This window comes from Serratia sp. JSRIV004, assembly GCF_019968705.1.
In the GTDB taxonomy this organism is placed as follows: Bacteria; Pseudomonadota; Gammaproteobacteria; order Enterobacterales; family Enterobacteriaceae; genus Chania; species Chania fonticola_B.
Genome location: NZ_CP074140.1, coordinates 2,440,498 through 2,456,621, shown reverse-complemented (window position 1 = coordinate 2,456,621; position 16,124 = coordinate 2,440,498). Strand labels below are relative to the sequence as shown.

Genomic DNA, 16,124 nt, shown 5'->3' with positions numbered 1-16,124 from the left:
ACAGCATGCTGAAACTGTTTAAAACCATCCTGAAGGCCGGTGAAGTCACGGTGAAATACCCGTTTAAGCCGCTGGAAGTGTGCCCGGGGTTTCGTGGCAAGCCAGAGTACGATCCTGAGCAGTGTATCGCCTGTGGTGCCTGCACCGTGGCCTGCCCGGCCAATGCATTAACCATGGAAACCCATGAGGCCAGCGGCGAGCGCGTCTGGCAGTTGTTCATTGGCCGTTGCATCTTTTGCGCACGCTGTGAAGAAGTTTGCCCGACGCGGGCGATCCGGCTGTCGGAAGAGTTTGAAATGGCGGTGATGCACAAACCCGATCTGTATATCCGCGCCACCTTTACCCTGCTCAACTGCCGCAGTTGCCAGCAGCCCTTTACGCCAACCAAATCGGTGGATTACGCCCTGGCGTTACTGGCCCACGCGGGTATGGGCACCGACGGCATTGAGGCCTTACGGCCCCAGTTCGAGACCTGCCCCGCTTGCAAGCGTAAACAGGCTCTGAGCCAACATCGGCCAATGAAACTGAGCCAGCTGGCGGGAGCGAAATAATATGACGATGCCCGATATCAAGGTTAATCATCACCGCAGCACGCCGATCACCGTTGATGAACAGACCGCCAAACTCAAAAGCAAGCTGCTGAAGGATATCAAACGCTCGGCCTACGTTTATCGCGTGGACTGCGGCGGCTGCAACGGCTGTGAGATCGAGATCTTCTCCGCCATCACGCCGGTATTTGATGCCGAGCGTTTTGGCATCAAGGTGGTCCCCTCACCGCGCCATGCCGATATTCTGCTGTTTACCGGCGCGGTCACCCGGGCCATGCGCGTGCCCGCGCTCAGAGCTTACGAATCGGCACCCGATCCAAAAATCTGTATCTCTTACGGGGCCTGCGGCTGTGGCGGCGGGATTTTCCACGATCTGTACTGCGTCTGGGGCGGCAGTGAGTCTATCGTACCGATTGACGTGTGGATCCCTGGTTGCCCACCGACGCCCGCCGCTACTCTCTACGGCTTTGCCGTGGCCCTGGGCCTGCTGGAGCAAAAGCTGAAGGGCGAAAACCACCTTGAGCAGGTAGGCGAAAAGGCAGCATTGCTGCTGCCGGGCATCCCACTGCATACCCGCGTACTGATTGAACGCGAGGCACGCCGTCTGGCGGGCTACTACCAAGGCCGCATCATCAGTGACCGTTTCCTCTCCCTGTTGGCCGGAGCCAGCATGGATGCGGCCACGTTGCGCCTGGAAGAATGGTTGAAACAGGAAAACGACCCTCGTCTGCGCGAGATTGTCGCTTGCCTGATTGATTGCCTGCAACAGGAGCTGACCCATGCAAAATGAAGGTAAGGCGGTGTTCTGGTCGTTACGCCAGAAGTTTCTTGATAGCGATGACGACATGCCTGCCCAGGCGCAGCAGGTGATGTATTACTCGCTGGCGATTGGCCATCACGTGGGGGTGATTGACTGCCTGAACACCGAGTTGAGCTGCCCATTGCCGCAATATCAAGCCTGGGTTGAGCTGTTCCCGGAAGGTGAGGCCCAACGCAAGATGCGTGGCCTGCTGACCTTTGGCGAAATCACCATCGACTCCACCCACACCAGCCTGCTGGCCAATGCTCTGGCCCCGTTGATTGATAGCCAACCGGCGCCCTTTAGCGAATGGAGTACCAAGCTGCTCGGCCTGCTCGCCGAGATTGAGCGCGAGCCTGCTATCTATCTGATTGTGAAAAAGGTGACGACCCCATGAATGTCATCCTTACCGTAGGCAATAGCATGATGGGTGACGACGGTGCCGGGCCATTGCTGGCCGAAATGATGGCTGACGCGCCAATCGAGGGTTGGATCGCCGTCAACGGCGGTTCCACCCCCGAAAACGTCACGCATCAGATCCGCGATCTTAAGCCCAGCCGGTTGGTGATTGTCGATACCACCGATATGGAGCTGGCTCCTGGCGAAATCCGTATCGTCAATCCTGACGATATTGCCGAGATGTTCTTTATGAGCACCCACAATATGCCGCTCAATTTCCTGATCGACCAGCTACGTGAGGATATTGAGGAAGTGATATTTCTCGGCGTTCAGCCGGACGTGGTGATGTTTTATTTCCCGATGACGGAGAAAGTGATGCAGGCGGTACGGGTGATTTATCAGCGGTTATCAATATGGGATACGGGAGAAGGTTTTGAGCAGTTGTAAACCTCTGCCAATGATTATCGAGTAATACAGGCGTGCCATTAATCCACATCAAGTCAGCGTGGCACAATTTATGCTTCAAATAAGTGAGACACATTTTTCGTCACCGGGGAGATTTTCAGGCCCAGTGGCGTGTTGAGCAATGTCGAACAGGTTTAAACAAGGAGTGCTGGAGATGAAAACAGTCATCACGGTCTGCCCCTATTGCGCTTCAGGTTGCAAAATCAACCTGATAGTCGACAACGGCAGGATCGTTAAGGCCGAAGGCGCTAACGGCGTGACCAATCAGGGCGAGCTATGCCTGAAAGGGTATTACGGCTGGGATTTCGTTCACGATACCAAGATCCTGACGCCACGGCTGAAAACGCCGATGATCAGGCGGGAACGAGGTGGCAAACTGGAGTCGGTGTCCTGGGAAGAGGCCATTGAGTTCGCCAGTTCACGCCTGCTGGCCGTTAAAGAGAAATACGGCCCGAATGCGATTATGACGACCGGTTCCTCACGTGGGCCCGGTAACGAAGCCAACTATGTGATGCAGAAATTTGCTCGCGCCACCGTCGGTACCAACAATATCGACTGTTGCGCACGCGTCTGACACGGCCCCTCGGTTGCAGGTCTGCAGCGATCGGTCGGTAACGGCGCCATGAGTAACTCAATCTGCGAGATTGAGGATACCCAGTGTATTTTTGTCTTCGGCTATAACGCCGCGGACTCACATCCTATTGTCGCCCGCCGCATTCTCAAGGCGAAGGAGAAAGGAGCCAAAGTCATTGTTTGCGATCCGCGCTATATCGAAACGGCGCGTATTGCGGATATCCATTTACCGTTGAAAAACGGTTCCAACATCGCCCTGATCAACGCGCTCGCTCATGTGATGATTGAGGAGAACCTGTACGATCAGGCGTTTGTTGAGCAGCATACCGAGCAGTTCGATGAGTATCGCGCCATCGTGGCGGACTACCCACCGGAGTCGGTTGAAAAAACCACGGGCCTCACCGCCCAGCAAATCCGTGAAACGGCACGCATGTATGCCAGCGCGCCGACGGCCACCATCCTGTGGGGCATGGGCGTCACCCAGTTCTATCAGGGCGTGGAAACCGTGCGAGCGCTGACCAGCCTGGCGATGCTGACCGGTAACCTGGGCAAGCCGAACGTCGGGGTTAACCCGGTGCGCGGGCAGAATAACGTTCAGGGTGCCTGTGATATGGGCGCGTTGCCAAACACCCTGCCCGGCTATTTCCAGGTCACGGATGCCGAGGCACGGGAAAGGTTTGCCAACGCATGGGGGATCGACGCGATGCCAGCCGAGATCGGCTATGCGTTGAGCGAAGTGCCGCACAATATCGACCATGGCAAACTCAAAGCGCACTACATCATGGGGGAAGATCCGCTGCAAACGGAGCCGGATTTAGCCACCATCCGTAGAACCTTTGAGAAGCTGGATTTGCTGATTGTGCAGGATATCTTCATGACCAAAACCGCCGCAATTGCCGACGTTGTTTTCCCGGCAACCTCCTGGGGCGAGCATGAAGGGGTGTATACCGCGGCAGACCGCGGCTTCCAACGCTTCTATAAGGCGGTGGAGCCGGTGGGCGATGTGAAGACGGACTGGCAGATCATCAGCCTGATGTCGACGGCCATGGGTTACCCGATGCACTACAACAACACGCAGGAAATCTGGGACGAACTGCGCGAGCTGTGCCCACTCTACTATGGCGCTACCTACGAGAAGATGGCGGATCTGGCCTACATTCAGTGGCCATGCCCAACGTTGGATCACCCAGGTACCCCTTATCTGTACGAAGGCGGGGAATTCTCTCGGCCCGGTGGCAAAGCAGAGTTCTTTACCTGTGAATGGGCTCCGCCGATCGATCAGCTCAGCGATGAGTTCCCGTTCGTGCTGTCGACAGTACGCGAAGTGGGCCATTACTCCTGCCGTTCGATGACCGGCAACTGCAAGGCACTGGTCGCGTTGGCCGATGAACCAGGCTATGTACAGGTCAACTCGGAAGACGCCGCACGGCTAGGGATTGAGGATCAGGCCTTGGTGTGGGTACGTTCACGTCAGGGCAAAGTCATTACCCGTGCCAATGTCAGCGAACGTCCTAACCGGGGTGCGATCTACATGACCTACCAATGGTGGATCGGTGCCTGTAACGAGCTGGTGGCGGAAAACCTCAGCCCGATAACCAAAACGCCGGAATACAAATACTGTGCCGTGCAGATTGAGCCCATTAAGGATCAAGGGCAGGCAGAACACTATGTTCAGCAGGAGTACAGCAAGATCAAACAGCGCCTCCGCGAGGCCGCTGCGGGCTAATCTGTAAAAGCCGAACCTCAAGGACGAGGTTCGGCTTTCCACGCATCTCTCACCACCCGCTATTCATCCTCACACTTCTGCCAGTGGCTGCCATACTAAAATTCCCAATAGACGATTTATCCCGTGGCTCACACCCCCGCACAATACCCCCTTACTTTATAAAGGATTGATCGTTTTCAACGATCGGTCTGATCTTATTGATCTGTACAACCAATTATCTTTGTCTTTCCGCCACCTATAAGATCGCCTTTTATCGTTCTCTGGGATATATCAGCAAAATATGACGTTCGCGATGAGTGCTGGCAAGGCCGTGTTACCTGACCGTCGCTTGCCCAACGGACTACTGCACCGCGATCGGGTACAGCGCATCCTGGTGATCAAGCTGCGTCACTTTGGTGATGTCCTGCTAACTACCCCGTTGCTCAGTACGCTGCGCGCCAATTACCCCAACGCCCTGATTGACGTGCTGGTGTATGACGGTACCGAGGCGATGCTGGCGGGCAATCGGGATGTCTATCTGACCTATACCGTCGATCGCAGCCTAAAACGGCAGAGCTGCAAGGCACAGTATCGCGGTGAGCAAGCCCTGTGGAACAGTCTCAACACTGGCCACTACGACCTGGTGATTAATCTGTCCGACCAGTGGCGGGCGGCGTTGTATTGTCGCTTTCTCAAACCGACGTTCAGCCTGGGGTTTGCTTACCCCAAGCGTAATAACCGGCTGTGGCGGGCTTGTCATTCGTTGTTGGTGCCGGTGGACGGACATAACCAACGGCACACCGTGCTCAATAACCTCTCGATTCTGTCCCCATTGGCCTTACCCACCTTGGAAACCAAGGTGACCCAGGCTTACCGGCAGCGCGATGTCGATGAGATTGACCGCCTCAGCCAACATCATCACCTGACGGATTTCGTGCTGATCCAGCCTACTGCGCGCTGGGCGTTCAAAACCTGGTCGGTGGCGGGATTCACACGGGTTATCGACCATCTCACCGCCAGCGGAGAAACCGTGGTGCTGACCTGCGGGCGTTCTGCCGATGAGATCGCCCTGATAGCCACTATTCTGGCCCACTGCGCCATGCCACAACGGGTGGTCAATCTGGCCGGTCGCCTGGACCTGCCGGAGCTTGCCGTCTTGATCGATCGGGCGAAGCTGTTTATCGGGGTGGATTCGGTAGCGATGCATATGGCCGCCGCCCTGCAGACGCCTTCCGTCGTGCTGTTCGGCCCCAGCAATCTGCAACAGTGGTCGCCCTGGCAGGCTCCGCACATCCTGTTATGGGCAGGCAACTACCGCTCATTACCCCACCCCGACGAGGTGAACACCGCTACCCCGGAACGTTATCTGGACGCCATTCCCGCCAGTGAGGTTATCCGGGCCATAAACCGCCAGCTCACCTGCTTGGAAATCCCAACTTCCCGCACAGTGAATGACACCGTGTTTAATTAACCCTGATTTGAGCCACTCCATGCCATCCACCGAACCCTATTCCGTATCGTTACTCTCCCCTGCCCGCCTTCGGCTATTTGGCTTCACGGCATTTTTGCTCGGCGTATCCCTGCCGACCTCCAATGCGCTGATGAATGCTTCGCTGGTGTTAGCGGCGCTATGTCTGCTGTGGCAGCGTGACTTTCGCCACCTGATGCCTTTGCTCAAACAACCGCTGGTATGGCTGCCCGCATTGATGTTTGCACTGCTGGCCGCCTCGTTATTGACCCAGCACCACGAATACGGCCCGAAGATGGTCGGCAAGTATCAAAAGCTACTGTTTGTGTTGCCCTTGGCACTGTTCTTTATCACCGACTCCAGGCTTATCACCCGCTTTATCAGCGGTTTTCTGATCGCCAATGCCGTGATACTGGCGATCAGCCTGATTTCGGGGGTCGGGCATGTAACGCTGGGTGGCCTCGATCCACAGAATCCAACGGTGTTTAAACTGCAGATAACCCAGAACGTGTTTATGGCGTTTGCTGCATTGATATGGCTAACCCGTGCTTTTGCGCAATCAGGTGTGCTGCGTTGGTGCTATGGGGCATTGGTTCTACTGGCAACGGCGAACGTACTGCTGATGGTACAGGGGCGTACCGGCTATGTGGCGCTATTGGTCGGCGTGGGGCTTTGGTTACTGCTGACGCTACCCCGCTGGCAGCGGCTGGGGGTACTAGCCTGTGGTTTGCTGCTGGCCATTATGCTGATTTTTATCCCCAATAGAGCGACGGAGCGCCTGACGCTCGGCCTTGCTGAGGTACGCAATTGCGTGTTGGCCCCGGCAGAGCAGGCCTATCAGGCTTGCGACAACTCGATGGGACAGCGCACCGCCTTTGCCCGCGAATCGCTGCGCCTGATAAAACAGGCCCCACTGCTGGGTAACGGGGCCGGGAGTTTCTGGTATGGTAATGCGCAGACCGGTTACGGCGTGCATAACCCGCACAATGAATACCTGCTGGAAACGGTACAAAATGGCTTGCTGGGGCTGGCGCTGTTTCTGGGGTGGATGTGGTGCTGCTTCCGAGCAGCCTGGCGGCAACCAACAGCCTGCCGCAACCTGCTGGTTGCCGTGCTCGGTAGTTATCTGGCCTGCCACCTGTTCAACTCGTTCCTGCTCGATTCCGCCGAGGGGCATCTGTTTATGGTGTTGGCTGCCGTGCTGGCAGGCTACCGAGTTGCTTCGTCCCAGCCAGATCCTGCTCGACGTTAAGGTCTGTGGAAATGCCGTCACTGGCTGACCGGTACTGCAATGCAGGACCGGTCAGCGATGCTTAGGTTATTTCCTTTTCGCTGACAATGACTTTTGACACCAGGCCATAGTCGATCGCTTCTGCCGCTGGCATCCAAAAATCGCGCTCAATATCGTGCAAAACCTTTTCCAGCTTCTGCCCGGTTTGGCTGGCGATCAAGGCCGCGATCCTTTCCCTGATGCGGATAATTTCTCTGGCCTGAAGTGCCACATCGGTAGCCTGACCGCCAATACCGCCGCTAGGCTGGTGGATCAGAAAACGGGTATTGGTCAAACAGAAGCGGCGTTCCTTGGGGACCGCCAAGAACACATTAACTGCGGCGCTCCCTACCCAACCGCTGCCGATCATATTGACAGGGGCACTAATAAAGCGGACGACATCGTGGATCACATCACCCGACTCTACATGGCCGCCTGGTGAACAAATCAGGAAATTAATCGGCTCGCAAGCCTCGTCGGACAGCGCCACCAGTTGCTTGACGACATTGTAGGCCACCGTGTCGTTGATTTCCCCAAACAACAAGATAGTTCGCGACTTGAAGGTTCTCTCGTCCAAAAAGCCATCGCGCTGAGGGGGACTTATTGCCGTTTTTTCTGCCATCTTATACCTCGTCTGTTTTATGGATCGTCCCCGCCATCAAGCTCGGGGTCCGTGGTTAGTGCAGCACTTTACTCAACCGGATGACTAATGACTGGTGAGCGAGTAGCCCTGAATTCTGGCGCCAGAGTCGCCAGGGCCAATATCGCCAAGCCGGCACCAATCCATAATGCTCCCGGTAAGCCCAGTCCTGCGCTGATACCTACTCCGCCAATCCAGGAACCAACCATAACACCCAGCATAATGCAGGCCGTATGTACCGAATTAACCAACATGTTGTTCCGGCCAACCCGCGCGCCACGCGTCACCAAAGCTGGATTCATCGACACCCCCGTCAGGCCAATCACCACCAGCGCCGCCACGGCAACCGCTTTGATTTGGCCGAACATGGCAAAGATAACCATAGCAGCAATCGTTGCCACCAGGCCGACAACAATCACCGCGATGGTATGCGCATCAGCCAGCCGGCCCACGATAGTGTTCCCTACCAGCGTTGCAAGGCCGTAGATGACGAGCAGGAGTGGCACCGTTGCCGGTGAGAAGCCGCTGATATCGGTCAGGATCGGTACGAAGTAGGTGAAGCCAGCGAAAGTCGCGCCAATAAGCAGCAGGCTGGTTGCGTAGATCCCCCACAGTTTACCGCTTTTGAACGCGGCCAATTCCGATCTCAGCGATGACGTACCTGATGGCGCTGGCATCGCTGGCATCACCTTAATGACCAGCAGCCCAACCAGTAAGGCAATGACGGCCACGGCCATGAAGCTCACGCGCCAGCCGAACCATTCCCCCAGCAAAGTCGCGCCTGGCAGACCGAACACGGTCCCCACCATTAAACCGCCGAGGACTACTGACGCCGCCCGGGCAAACAGCTTCTGGTCAACAAGTTCAGCGCAGGTTGTCAGCGCCACACCGAAGAACGCCGCAGCGGCAATACCGGTGATGACCCGTGCAACAACCATGATGTTATAACCTTGTGCCATAGAACCAATGACTTGGCCAACGATGAACAAGGCAATTAACCCGAGCAACGCATTTTTCCGGGAGACTTTGAGTAGACCCACCGTCAGCAGTGGTCCACCAATAGCCATCGTGCCAGCATAGATCGTCACCAGATAGCCAATGGCCGGAAATGACACGTTAAACTCCGCCGATAATTCAGGCATTAATCCTGAAACCATATATTCGCTGGTCGTGAGCGCGAAAATGCCAGCACCGAGCAGATAAACTATAAAAGACATGGTAATTAACCCTCCCGTAATTCAGTGATGGAAAAAATGAGAGATATCGCCATGCATAAGAGGATGCCAATACTGGTTACATAGGTCATAAGGACTTCCTTGTCATTGTTATCTTACCAATTAATAACGAAATTAATTCACAACAAAACATTAACAACCTATACGCCTGAATATTCCCCCTGTCAAATTAAGTGATAATCCGCTGTACGCTTGATCGGCTGGTTCAAAAGTCACTTAATTAATTGAACGAGAAAATATAATTCAGAATAATATTCATTATTTTTATATTTCTTTTCCAGGCTTGATCCGCCCTATATAGCCAGGAATTTCTTTTGCAGGTTTGCGAGAGCTGGCGAATGGAGCCCTCAATAAGCAAATGTGTAAGGTTGATAGCCGCTGTACGAGGCCTAATCCAATGCCGGAAAAACGCCGATGATGTGGTGCCCCCTTCTTCTCCAAAGATTTAAGAGGAAGATGTAAAATGCCCTCTTAAATCCCGGAAGAAGATACGGCTTGTCTTGAGTTAATTCAGTTTGGCTTTGGAAAAATCACTGCCCATCAAGCTGACGCTATAGCTACTGACGTTGCTGCGCGTGGCATAGAAGGTTTTGCCATTCGCCAGGGCAATCCACGGAGCCTGCTGGTAGAAGATTTCCTGCGCCTGACCGTAGAGTTTTGCTCGTTCGGCAGGGACGCTAGTCAACCTGGCCTGCTGTACCAGATCATCATAGGTTTTATCGCACCAGCGCGCGGCATTCGAGCCGGTTTTGATGCTGTTGCAACCCAGCAGCACCTCGGCAAAGTTATCCGGATCGCCATTATCAGACATCCAGCCAAACAGTGCGGTGTCATGCTCGCCCTTACGCATACCGGCGAGATACTCTCCCCACTCGTAAGAGACGATTTTCGCCTTCACGCCAACCTTTTCCCAGTCGCTTTGCAGCATTTCCGCAATACGCTTGGAGTTCGGGTTATACGGGCGCTGCACCGGCATTGACCACAGCGTGATCTCAAAGCCTTTTTCCAGCCCGGCCTGTTTCAGCAACGCCTTGGCTTTTTGCGGATCGTAGCCGTAATCCTGCAGGTCTTTATCAAAGCCCAGCATATTTGGCGGCAACGGCGATTTCGCCACCGTGGCAGAACCTAAAAACACCGCGTTAACTATCGCCTTTTTGTCAGTCGCGTAGTTTAGGGCTTGGCGTACCAACACGTTATCTAGCGGTTTTTTCTCGGTGTTAAATGCCAAGTAACCGACGTTCAGTGCATCCACCTTATGTAGGGTCAGGTCTTTGTTTTTATTGATTTCATCAAACTGTACCGGAGCCGGCGCGGGGATAATCTGGCACTCGTTGGTCTGGAGTTTCGCCAGGCGCGTCTGTACGTTCGGCGTTATGGAGAAGATCAGATGCTTGGTCGGCACCTCTCCATCCCAGTAATTAGGGTTGGCAGCATAGCGGATCAGTGAATCGACTTTATACTGCTGCAAAACGTAAGGGCCGGTGCCGATTGGCCAGGTATCCACGTATTCTGGCGTGCCTTTTTTCAGCATCGCATCGGCGTATTCGGCAGAAAGGATCGACGCAAAGTCCATCCCCCAGTCGGCCAGAAACGCGGCGTTCGGCTCGCTCAGAACAAACTGAACGTGATAATCGTCCAGCTTTTTCACTTCCTTAATCAGCGTATCCAGACCTACGTCGTGGAAATATTCGTAATTGCCCTGCGATACCTTGTGGTATGGGTGATTGGCGTCTTTCTGGCGTAACACCGAAAACACTACGTCGTCAGCATTAAAATCGCGGGTCGGCTTGAAGTTTTTGTTGCTGTTGAATTTCACCCCTTGGCGCAGGGTAAAGGTGTAGGTTTTGCCGTCTGGGGAAATTTTCCATTCGGTTGCCAATGACGGCGTTGGCGTGTTGTTAACCGGATCGAAATTGATTAAACGGTTATACAGCACCTGCGAGCTGGCAACGAACGTTGGGCCAGAGCTGGCAATCTGCGGGTTGAACGACTCCGGTGACGCCTCGGAGCAATAAATCAGCGTATCGTTGGCCGCAGCCATGGCAGCACTTGCCGGTAAGAGTGTGCTCAGCGCCAGCGCGAGCAGCGTTTTCCCTGTAGACATGGTCATCGCCTTGTTTGACTTTTTTCAGGCGACAATCTCAGCACGGACGGGGAACCCAGGCAAATAACCAATTGCTCTCAGGTTATGCCAAAACCGTTGTTTTTGCTGTTTTATTCAGCTAAACGGGCGCAGCAATGCCACGCCCCAACAAAGTGAACACCCTTAGCTCAGCAGTAGCCCATCATCATCCAGCTTTTCGCCACGAGTTTTCTCAAACATCGCCAACAGATCGGTAACCTGCATGTTCGCCCGTTGCTCACCGACAACATCCAGCACCACCCGCCCCTGGTGCAACATCACGGTTCGATGGCCATGATCCAAAGCCTGGCGCATGGAGTGCGTCACCATCAGTACCGTCAATTGCTGCTCGGCAACAATGCGGTCGGTCAGCGCCAGCACAAAAGCCGCCGTTTTAGGATCGAGCGCGGCGGTATGCTCATCCAGCAAGAGCAAACGAGAAGGCTGTAGCGACGCCATCAACAAACTGACCGCCTGACGCTGCCCGCCAGACAGCAGGCCCATGTGATCCCCTAAACGATTCTCCAGCCCCAGTTCCAACGTGGCCAACTTGTCTCGGAACAGCTGCCGCTGTTTGCTCTTGACCGCTCGCTGAAATCCTCGCGTTTGACCGCGCTGCAGAGCCAGTGCCAGATTCTCCTCAATGCTCAGCCCCTCACAGGTTCCCGCCAGTGGATCCTGGAATACACGGGCAACCATACCGGCACGACGCCAGGCGGGCATCAGGGTAACGTCCTGTTCATCAATAAACACTTGGCCGCGATCGGGGGTAATATCACCGCTGACCGCATTGAGCAGCGTAGACTTCCCTGCCCCGTTACTGCCAATGACCGTCACAAACTGCCCTGCCTCAATGTTCAAAGACAGGCCACGTAATACCGGGTTCTCCAGCGGGGTTCCAGGGTTAAAGGTTTTAAACAACTGCTCGGCACGCATCATGATGGCTGCCTCCCCCGCTTGCTTTTCAATTTTTGTTTCAACTTCGGCAGGACCAGCGCCAACGTAACCAGTAGCGCGGTGATCAGATTCAGATCCTGCGCCTGCAAGCCGATAAAGTCTGCATTCAGGGCCAGTGCGATCATCAGGCGGTACAGCAACGCCCCTAACAGGGTTGCCATAGTGATCAGGAACAGGCTACGGGCAGGCAACAGTGTCTCACCAATGATCACCGCCGCCAGCCCGACGACGATGGTGCCGATCCCCATGGAGATATCCGCGCCCCCCTGAGTCTGTACGTACAGCGCCCCCGCCAGCGCTATCAGCGCATTGGACACCGCCATGCCGATCACCGTCAGCCGACTGGTCGCAATCCCCTGAGCGCGCGCCATCCGCGGATTCGCTCCGGTAGCCCGCAGCGCAAGGCCGACTTCTGAGGTCAGGAACGCGTCGAGCGCCAGTTTGACGACCACCACCACCAACAACAGCAATAACGGCTGGATCAGCCAGGCGTTGTCCTCAACCTGACTGATGAAAGGAGTGAAAACGCTGGGTAAGCCGATCAGGGCCAGGTTTGGCGCGCCCATAATGCGCAGGTTGATGGAATACAGGGCAATCATCACCAAAATGCTGGCCAGCAGTTGCAAAATACCGAGCCGCACGTGCAGCCAGGCCGTCAAACAGCCGGCACCGGCACCCGCGATAGCCGCCAGCAAACACGCCAGCCAGGGATTATAACCGCTGACAATCATCACCGCGGCAACCGCGCCCCCTAAAGGGAAGCTGCCATCGGCCGTCAAATCGGGAAAATTGAGCAAGCGAAAGGAGATCAATACGCCCAACGCGACCAGCGCAAAGATCAGGCCGATCTCCAAAGCGCCCATCAGGGAAATTAACGACATGCGTACCTCATAAACAGCTTGGCCCGCCACCTGCGGCAGGCCATTTACACCCGATGTAAACCATCATTCAACGCAGATCGTTATTTGATGACTTCTTGTGCTGATTGCACCAGTTCCGCTGGCAGAGTGACACCCTGCTTCTGGGCGGCGGCAGGGTTCACGCTCAGGCTGAGCTTATTGCCTACCTCAGGAGCTATTGCACCTGGCTTCTCGCCCTCTAACAGACGGACGACAATTTTACCGGTCTGACGGCCCAGATCGTAATAGCTCATCCCCAACGCCGCAGCTGCACCACGTTTGGCAACGCTATTGTCACCGGCGATCAACGGGATTTTAGCCTGATTGGCAATGCCGACCAGCGACTCGTAGGTGGAGATAACGTTGTTATCGGTATTGGTGTAGATCACGTCGACTTTGCCTACCAGGCTTTTGGCCGCTGGGGCTACGTCGATGGTACGTGCGGCAGGAACCTCAACCAGCGTCATCCCGCGTTTGGTTAATTCATCTTTCAGCTCTTTGACCACCACCGTCGAGTTGACTTCCCCTGGGCTGTAGACCATACCGACCCGCTTGGCATCGGGTTTAACCTGCAAGATCAGATCGACCTGCGGGCCAATGGCTACGCTGTCTGAAACGCCGGTAACGTTGGTGCCACTCGGCTGCCAGTTACTGACCAGCTTGGCCGCCACCGGGTCGGTTACCGTGGTAAACACCACCGGAATGGTCTTGGTAGCCGCCACCACGGACTGCGCCGCAGGCGTTGAAATCGCCACTATCGCATCGGGCTTGTCACCGATAAATTTACGCGCAATCTGCCCAGCGGTGGCCGTATTTCCCTGCGCGCTTTGGAACTGGACCTTGACCTTATCCTTGTCATACCCCGCAGCCTTTAGCTCATCAATCACCCCATCACGGGTGGCATCCAATGCCGGATGGTCAACGATAGAGAGGATCGCCACGGATTTCGGCGCAACCGCGTAACTGCTGACAGCAAATAAAGCGGCGGCGAGAGCTACAAAAATATTTTTATTATTCAAAGGCATGGTCATATCCTTTTCAAGTTGGCGTGGGTGCCAGAGGGGGTGATTAATCATCCTAGCACAGTGTTTTATCGCCATCTATCGGATAACGTTTTGTTATCATGTGGTTAACATACAGAATGAGAAGAAAACACTCGGGCCGGTTACATGGGGCAGTGATTCGGGTCACAATCCGCCACTGTTGGCCTCTCGTTGTTCGATGCGTAGGCCATTAAACAGCGCCCACAACCCGCGTAGCGAGCGGGTAATGGGCACCGATAAGAACACATTAACCGCGGCGCTCCCTACCCAACCGCTGCCGATCATATTCACCGGAGCGCTAATAAATCGGATGACATCGTGGATCACATCACCCGATTCTACATGGCCGCCAGGTGAACAAATCAGGAAATTAATCGGCGCGGAGGACTCGTCAGACAACCCCAGCAGCCTTGCAAAAGTCACCAGCCAGCCGGCAAATAACCAAACAGTGACGCAATTGCATAGACCGCACTTCCCAGATACAGCAGTACAATACTCACCTGCAACAGCGGATGCGTGATCCAGTTACATTGCCAGAGCGGTACCCGGTCGCCATTTTTGCGGGCGCCCCGCAAAATCAGTATCGGCATGATCGACAAGATCACGCCACTGAAGACACCGGCGAAATACAACGCATTGACGAAAGAAACCAGACCACTGTAGGCCAGCGCGAACGGTGGCAAAACGACTACCATCAACACGCCGAAGCGGCGCAACGGCCGTTCGTCGTCCCCCAACCTGAACTTATCGAAAATATTACTCACGAAGCTGCCGCCCAACCCCCAGTAGGATGTCAGCATGGCACATAGCGCAAAGATATTGGCAGAGAAGAAAGCCCATTGGCCGAGCGCCTGCCCCCACGAGATCGTCGCCACGTCAGAAATATTACCCAACCCACTGAGCGCGATCACCGACATCGGCACCACTGCCAACAGCACAAAAGTCGTTACCATCCCGACAATAATGGCCTTGGGAAGTTGTTCTGGCTTATTCGCAAAACCACGCGCCATCTCAGGCACAATATATTGGGCAGAAAAACAGAACACCACCACACTGAACACGGGCACCATAAAGAGCCAATCACCGTCAAGCAGGTTGCGCATCTGGGTGGTCTCTTTCAATAGCGTCGCGATAACCAGAGCGCTCAACATGACAACCATGCCGATACTGATAAACTTTTCGCCACGACCAATGGCCTTCAAGCCGAGATACAGAACCAACGCCGCTGGGATAAAAAACAGCAGGCTGCCGAGCGCAGGCGAAATGCCGAGCAGGGATTGCAATAATTTGCCGCTACCAGACATGTAAGCGGTAAGCGCGCCGATACTATTGACACATACTGAAGCGAACATGACCCATGAAGCAAAACCGCCGACATAGCGCTGGGCCAAGCCGCTTAGCTGCAGATGTTCTCGGGTACGAAGGGTGGATTCAGCGACATACAGCATAGAGATGGTGGTTACACAGCCAACCAGTACCAACCAGAATAGCAAAGGTAAATAACCTGCTTTACTGGAAGCGTACGCGATAGAAAGCACGCCTGCACCGATATTAGTGCCGACGATCATTGCGACCCCTTCAAGGAAAGTCAGTGATTTGACGGGTGCAAGAGTCCGTTCCCCTGCGGCTAATGCCGGGGAAATGCCGATGTTTTCGCAAGACATAAATCATCCTTTGATACCCGGTAGCGTTAATGACCAGGAAAAGTTAGCGTCTAGAGGGTTGGCTGTTACTTTTCATTCACAAAAATGAAACAACCTCACTTGGTTATACAGTGTACGGCCCTATAAACGAGTGCCAATCACGATTACTTGAGGGATCCAATTGTGTTCTTTAAGGGGGAATTATTATTGCAGCGATTCAGCGAACAGCATGATGGCAAGCGGCATCGCGGCTTTATGAGGCGAGCCGCACCAGCGATCTTTGTGCTTCGGGCGATTATTGTCTGGCTGGTGTGTACGAGGATTTTTGCAGGACGTGATCAGAGGGCATAAAAAAGTG

15 protein-coding genes are annotated in these 16,124 nt (G+C 54.7%); 7 read left to right on the top strand and 8 right to left on the bottom strand.

Annotated features, from left to right (window positions below):
• Positions 1-5: 5 nt before the first annotated feature.
• The 7 genes from hyfH to KGP21_RS11785 all read left to right on the top strand — a co-directional run bounded on the left by hyfH (position 6) and on the right by KGP21_RS11785 (position 7,209).
• On the top strand, positions 6-551 hold the full coding sequence (hyfH, locus tag KGP21_RS11815) for a hydrogenase 4 subunit H (RefSeq protein WP_059200435.1): 546 nt from the start codon (positions 6-8) through the stop codon (positions 549-551).
• 1 nt (position 552) lies between these two features.
• Positions 553-1,338: an NADH-quinone oxidoreductase subunit B family protein gene (locus tag KGP21_RS11810; protein WP_223501273.1), complete on the top strand. Its 786-nt coding sequence runs from the start codon at positions 553-555 to the stop codon at positions 1,336-1,338.
• Entirely contained in the window at positions 1,328-1,744 is a 417-nt protein-coding gene (locus KGP21_RS11805) for a formate hydrogenlyase maturation HycH family protein (RefSeq protein ID WP_021804853.1), read from the top strand. The genes KGP21_RS11810 and KGP21_RS11805 overlap by 11 nt, the downstream gene beginning before the upstream one ends.
• Entirely contained in the window at positions 1,741-2,193 is a 453-nt protein-coding gene (gene hycI / locus KGP21_RS11800) for a hydrogenase maturation peptidase HycI (protein ID WP_223538268.1), read from the top strand. Before KGP21_RS11805 ends, hycI begins: the two co-directional genes overlap by 4 nt.
• 172 nt (positions 2,194-2,365) lie before the next feature.
• Positions 2,366-4,510, top strand: coding sequence for a formate dehydrogenase subunit alpha (fdhF, locus tag KGP21_RS11795; protein WP_081050626.1), 2,145 nt, complete (start codon positions 2,366-2,368; stop codon positions 4,508-4,510).
• A 292-nt stretch (positions 4,511-4,802) separates the two neighbouring features.
• The gene (gene rfaQ / locus KGP21_RS11790) at positions 4,803-5,960 is read left to right on the top strand and encodes a putative lipopolysaccharide heptosyltransferase III (protein ID WP_223499626.1); all 1,158 of its coding nucleotides are present in this window, start codon (positions 4,803-4,805) and stop codon (positions 5,958-5,960) included.
• Positions 5,961-5,979: 19 nt separating this feature from the next.
• Positions 5,980-7,209 carry an O-antigen ligase gene (locus tag KGP21_RS11785; RefSeq protein ID WP_223538266.1) on the top strand — a complete coding sequence of 410 codons (1,230 nt, stop codon included), beginning with the start codon at positions 5,980-5,982 and terminating at the stop codon, positions 7,207-7,209.
• A 61-nt stretch (positions 7,210-7,270) separates the two neighbouring features.
• On the opposite strand, the gene KGP21_RS11780 is transcribed toward KGP21_RS11785, so the two are convergent.
• From KGP21_RS11780 to KGP21_RS11745, 8 genes are all read right to left on the bottom strand, one after another.
• Complete coding sequence (locus KGP21_RS11780) at positions 7,271-7,849, bottom strand: ATP-dependent Clp protease proteolytic subunit (RefSeq protein ID WP_059200429.1); 579 nt, start codon at positions 7,847-7,849, stop codon at positions 7,271-7,273.
• A 68-nt stretch (positions 7,850-7,917) separates the two neighbouring features.
• Positions 7,918-9,084, bottom strand: a complete 1,167-nt coding sequence (locus KGP21_RS11775) for an MFS transporter (RefSeq protein ID WP_059200428.1) — start codon at positions 9,082-9,084, stop codon at positions 7,918-7,920.
• A 523-nt stretch (positions 9,085-9,607) separates the two neighbouring features.
• Entirely contained in the window at positions 9,608-11,206 is a 1,599-nt protein-coding gene (locus KGP21_RS11770; RefSeq protein ID WP_223538263.1) for an ABC transporter substrate-binding protein, read from the bottom strand.
• Positions 11,207-11,368: 162 nt separating this feature from the next.
• Complete coding sequence (locus KGP21_RS11765; protein WP_021178434.1) at positions 11,369-12,163, bottom strand: ABC transporter ATP-binding protein; 795 nt, start codon at positions 12,161-12,163, stop codon at positions 11,369-11,371.
• Complete coding sequence (locus tag KGP21_RS11760; protein WP_021804858.1) at positions 12,160-13,062, bottom strand: ABC transporter permease; 903 nt, start codon at positions 13,060-13,062, stop codon at positions 12,160-12,162. The genes KGP21_RS11765 and KGP21_RS11760 overlap by 4 nt, the downstream gene beginning before the upstream one ends.
• Before the next feature lie 80 nt (positions 13,063-13,142).
• Positions 13,143-14,105, bottom strand: a complete 963-nt coding sequence (locus KGP21_RS11755; protein ID WP_223538260.1) for an ABC transporter substrate-binding protein — start codon at positions 14,103-14,105, stop codon at positions 13,143-13,145.
• Between the two features lie 162 nt (positions 14,106-14,267).
• A complete protein-coding gene (locus tag KGP21_RS11750) occupies positions 14,268-14,546 on the bottom strand; it encodes an ATP-dependent Clp protease proteolytic subunit (protein ID WP_223501268.1) in 279 nt (92 codons plus the stop codon).
• Positions 14,543-15,787, bottom strand: coding sequence for an amino acid permease (locus KGP21_RS11745; RefSeq protein WP_209522259.1), 1,245 nt, complete (start codon positions 15,785-15,787; stop codon positions 14,543-14,545). The genes KGP21_RS11750 and KGP21_RS11745 overlap by 4 nt, the downstream gene beginning before the upstream one ends.
• Positions 15,788-16,124 lie beyond the last annotated feature (337 nt).

Bases quoted from the DNA above. Each gene is read 5' to 3' on its own strand.
- hyfH (WP_059200435.1), top strand. From the start codon at position 6: ATGCTGAAACTGTTTAAAACCATCCTGAAGGCCGGTGAAGTCACGGTG.
- KGP21_RS11810 (WP_223501273.1), top strand. From the start codon at position 553: ATGACGATGCCCGATATCAAGGTTAATCATCACCGCAGCACGCCGATC.
- KGP21_RS11805 (WP_021804853.1), top strand. From the start codon at position 1,328: ATGCAAAATGAAGGTAAGGCGGTGTTCTGGTCGTTACGCCAGAAGTTT.
- hycI (WP_223538268.1), top strand. From the start codon at position 1,741: ATGAATGTCATCCTTACCGTAGGCAATAGCATGATGGGTGACGACGGT.
- rfaQ (WP_223499626.1), top strand. From the start codon at position 4,803: ATGAGTGCTGGCAAGGCCGTGTTACCTGACCGTCGCTTGCCCAACGGA.
- KGP21_RS11785 (WP_223538266.1), top strand. From the start codon at position 5,980: ATGCCATCCACCGAACCCTATTCCGTATCGTTACTCTCCCCTGCCCGC.
- KGP21_RS11780 (WP_059200429.1), bottom strand. From the start codon at position 7,849: ATGGCAGAAAAAACGGCAATAAGTCCCCCTCAGCGCGATGGCTTTTTG.
- KGP21_RS11775 (WP_059200428.1), bottom strand. From the start codon at position 9,084: ATGTCTTTTATAGTTTATCTGCTCGGTGCTGGCATTTTCGCGCTCACG.
- KGP21_RS11770 (WP_223538263.1), bottom strand. From the start codon at position 11,206: ATGTCTACAGGGAAAACGCTGCTCGCGCTGGCGCTGAGCACACTCTTA.
- KGP21_RS11765 (WP_021178434.1), bottom strand. From the start codon at position 12,163: ATGATGCGTGCCGAGCAGTTGTTTAAAACCTTTAACCCTGGAACCCCG.
- KGP21_RS11760 (WP_021804858.1), bottom strand. From the start codon at position 13,062: ATGTCGTTAATTTCCCTGATGGGCGCTTTGGAGATCGGCCTGATCTTT.
- KGP21_RS11755 (WP_223538260.1), bottom strand. From the start codon at position 14,105: ATGCCTTTGAATAATAAAAATATTTTTGTAGCTCTCGCCGCCGCTTTA.
- KGP21_RS11745 (WP_209522259.1), bottom strand. From the start codon at position 15,787: ATGTCTTGCGAAAACATCGGCATTTCCCCGGCATTAGCCGCAGGGGAA.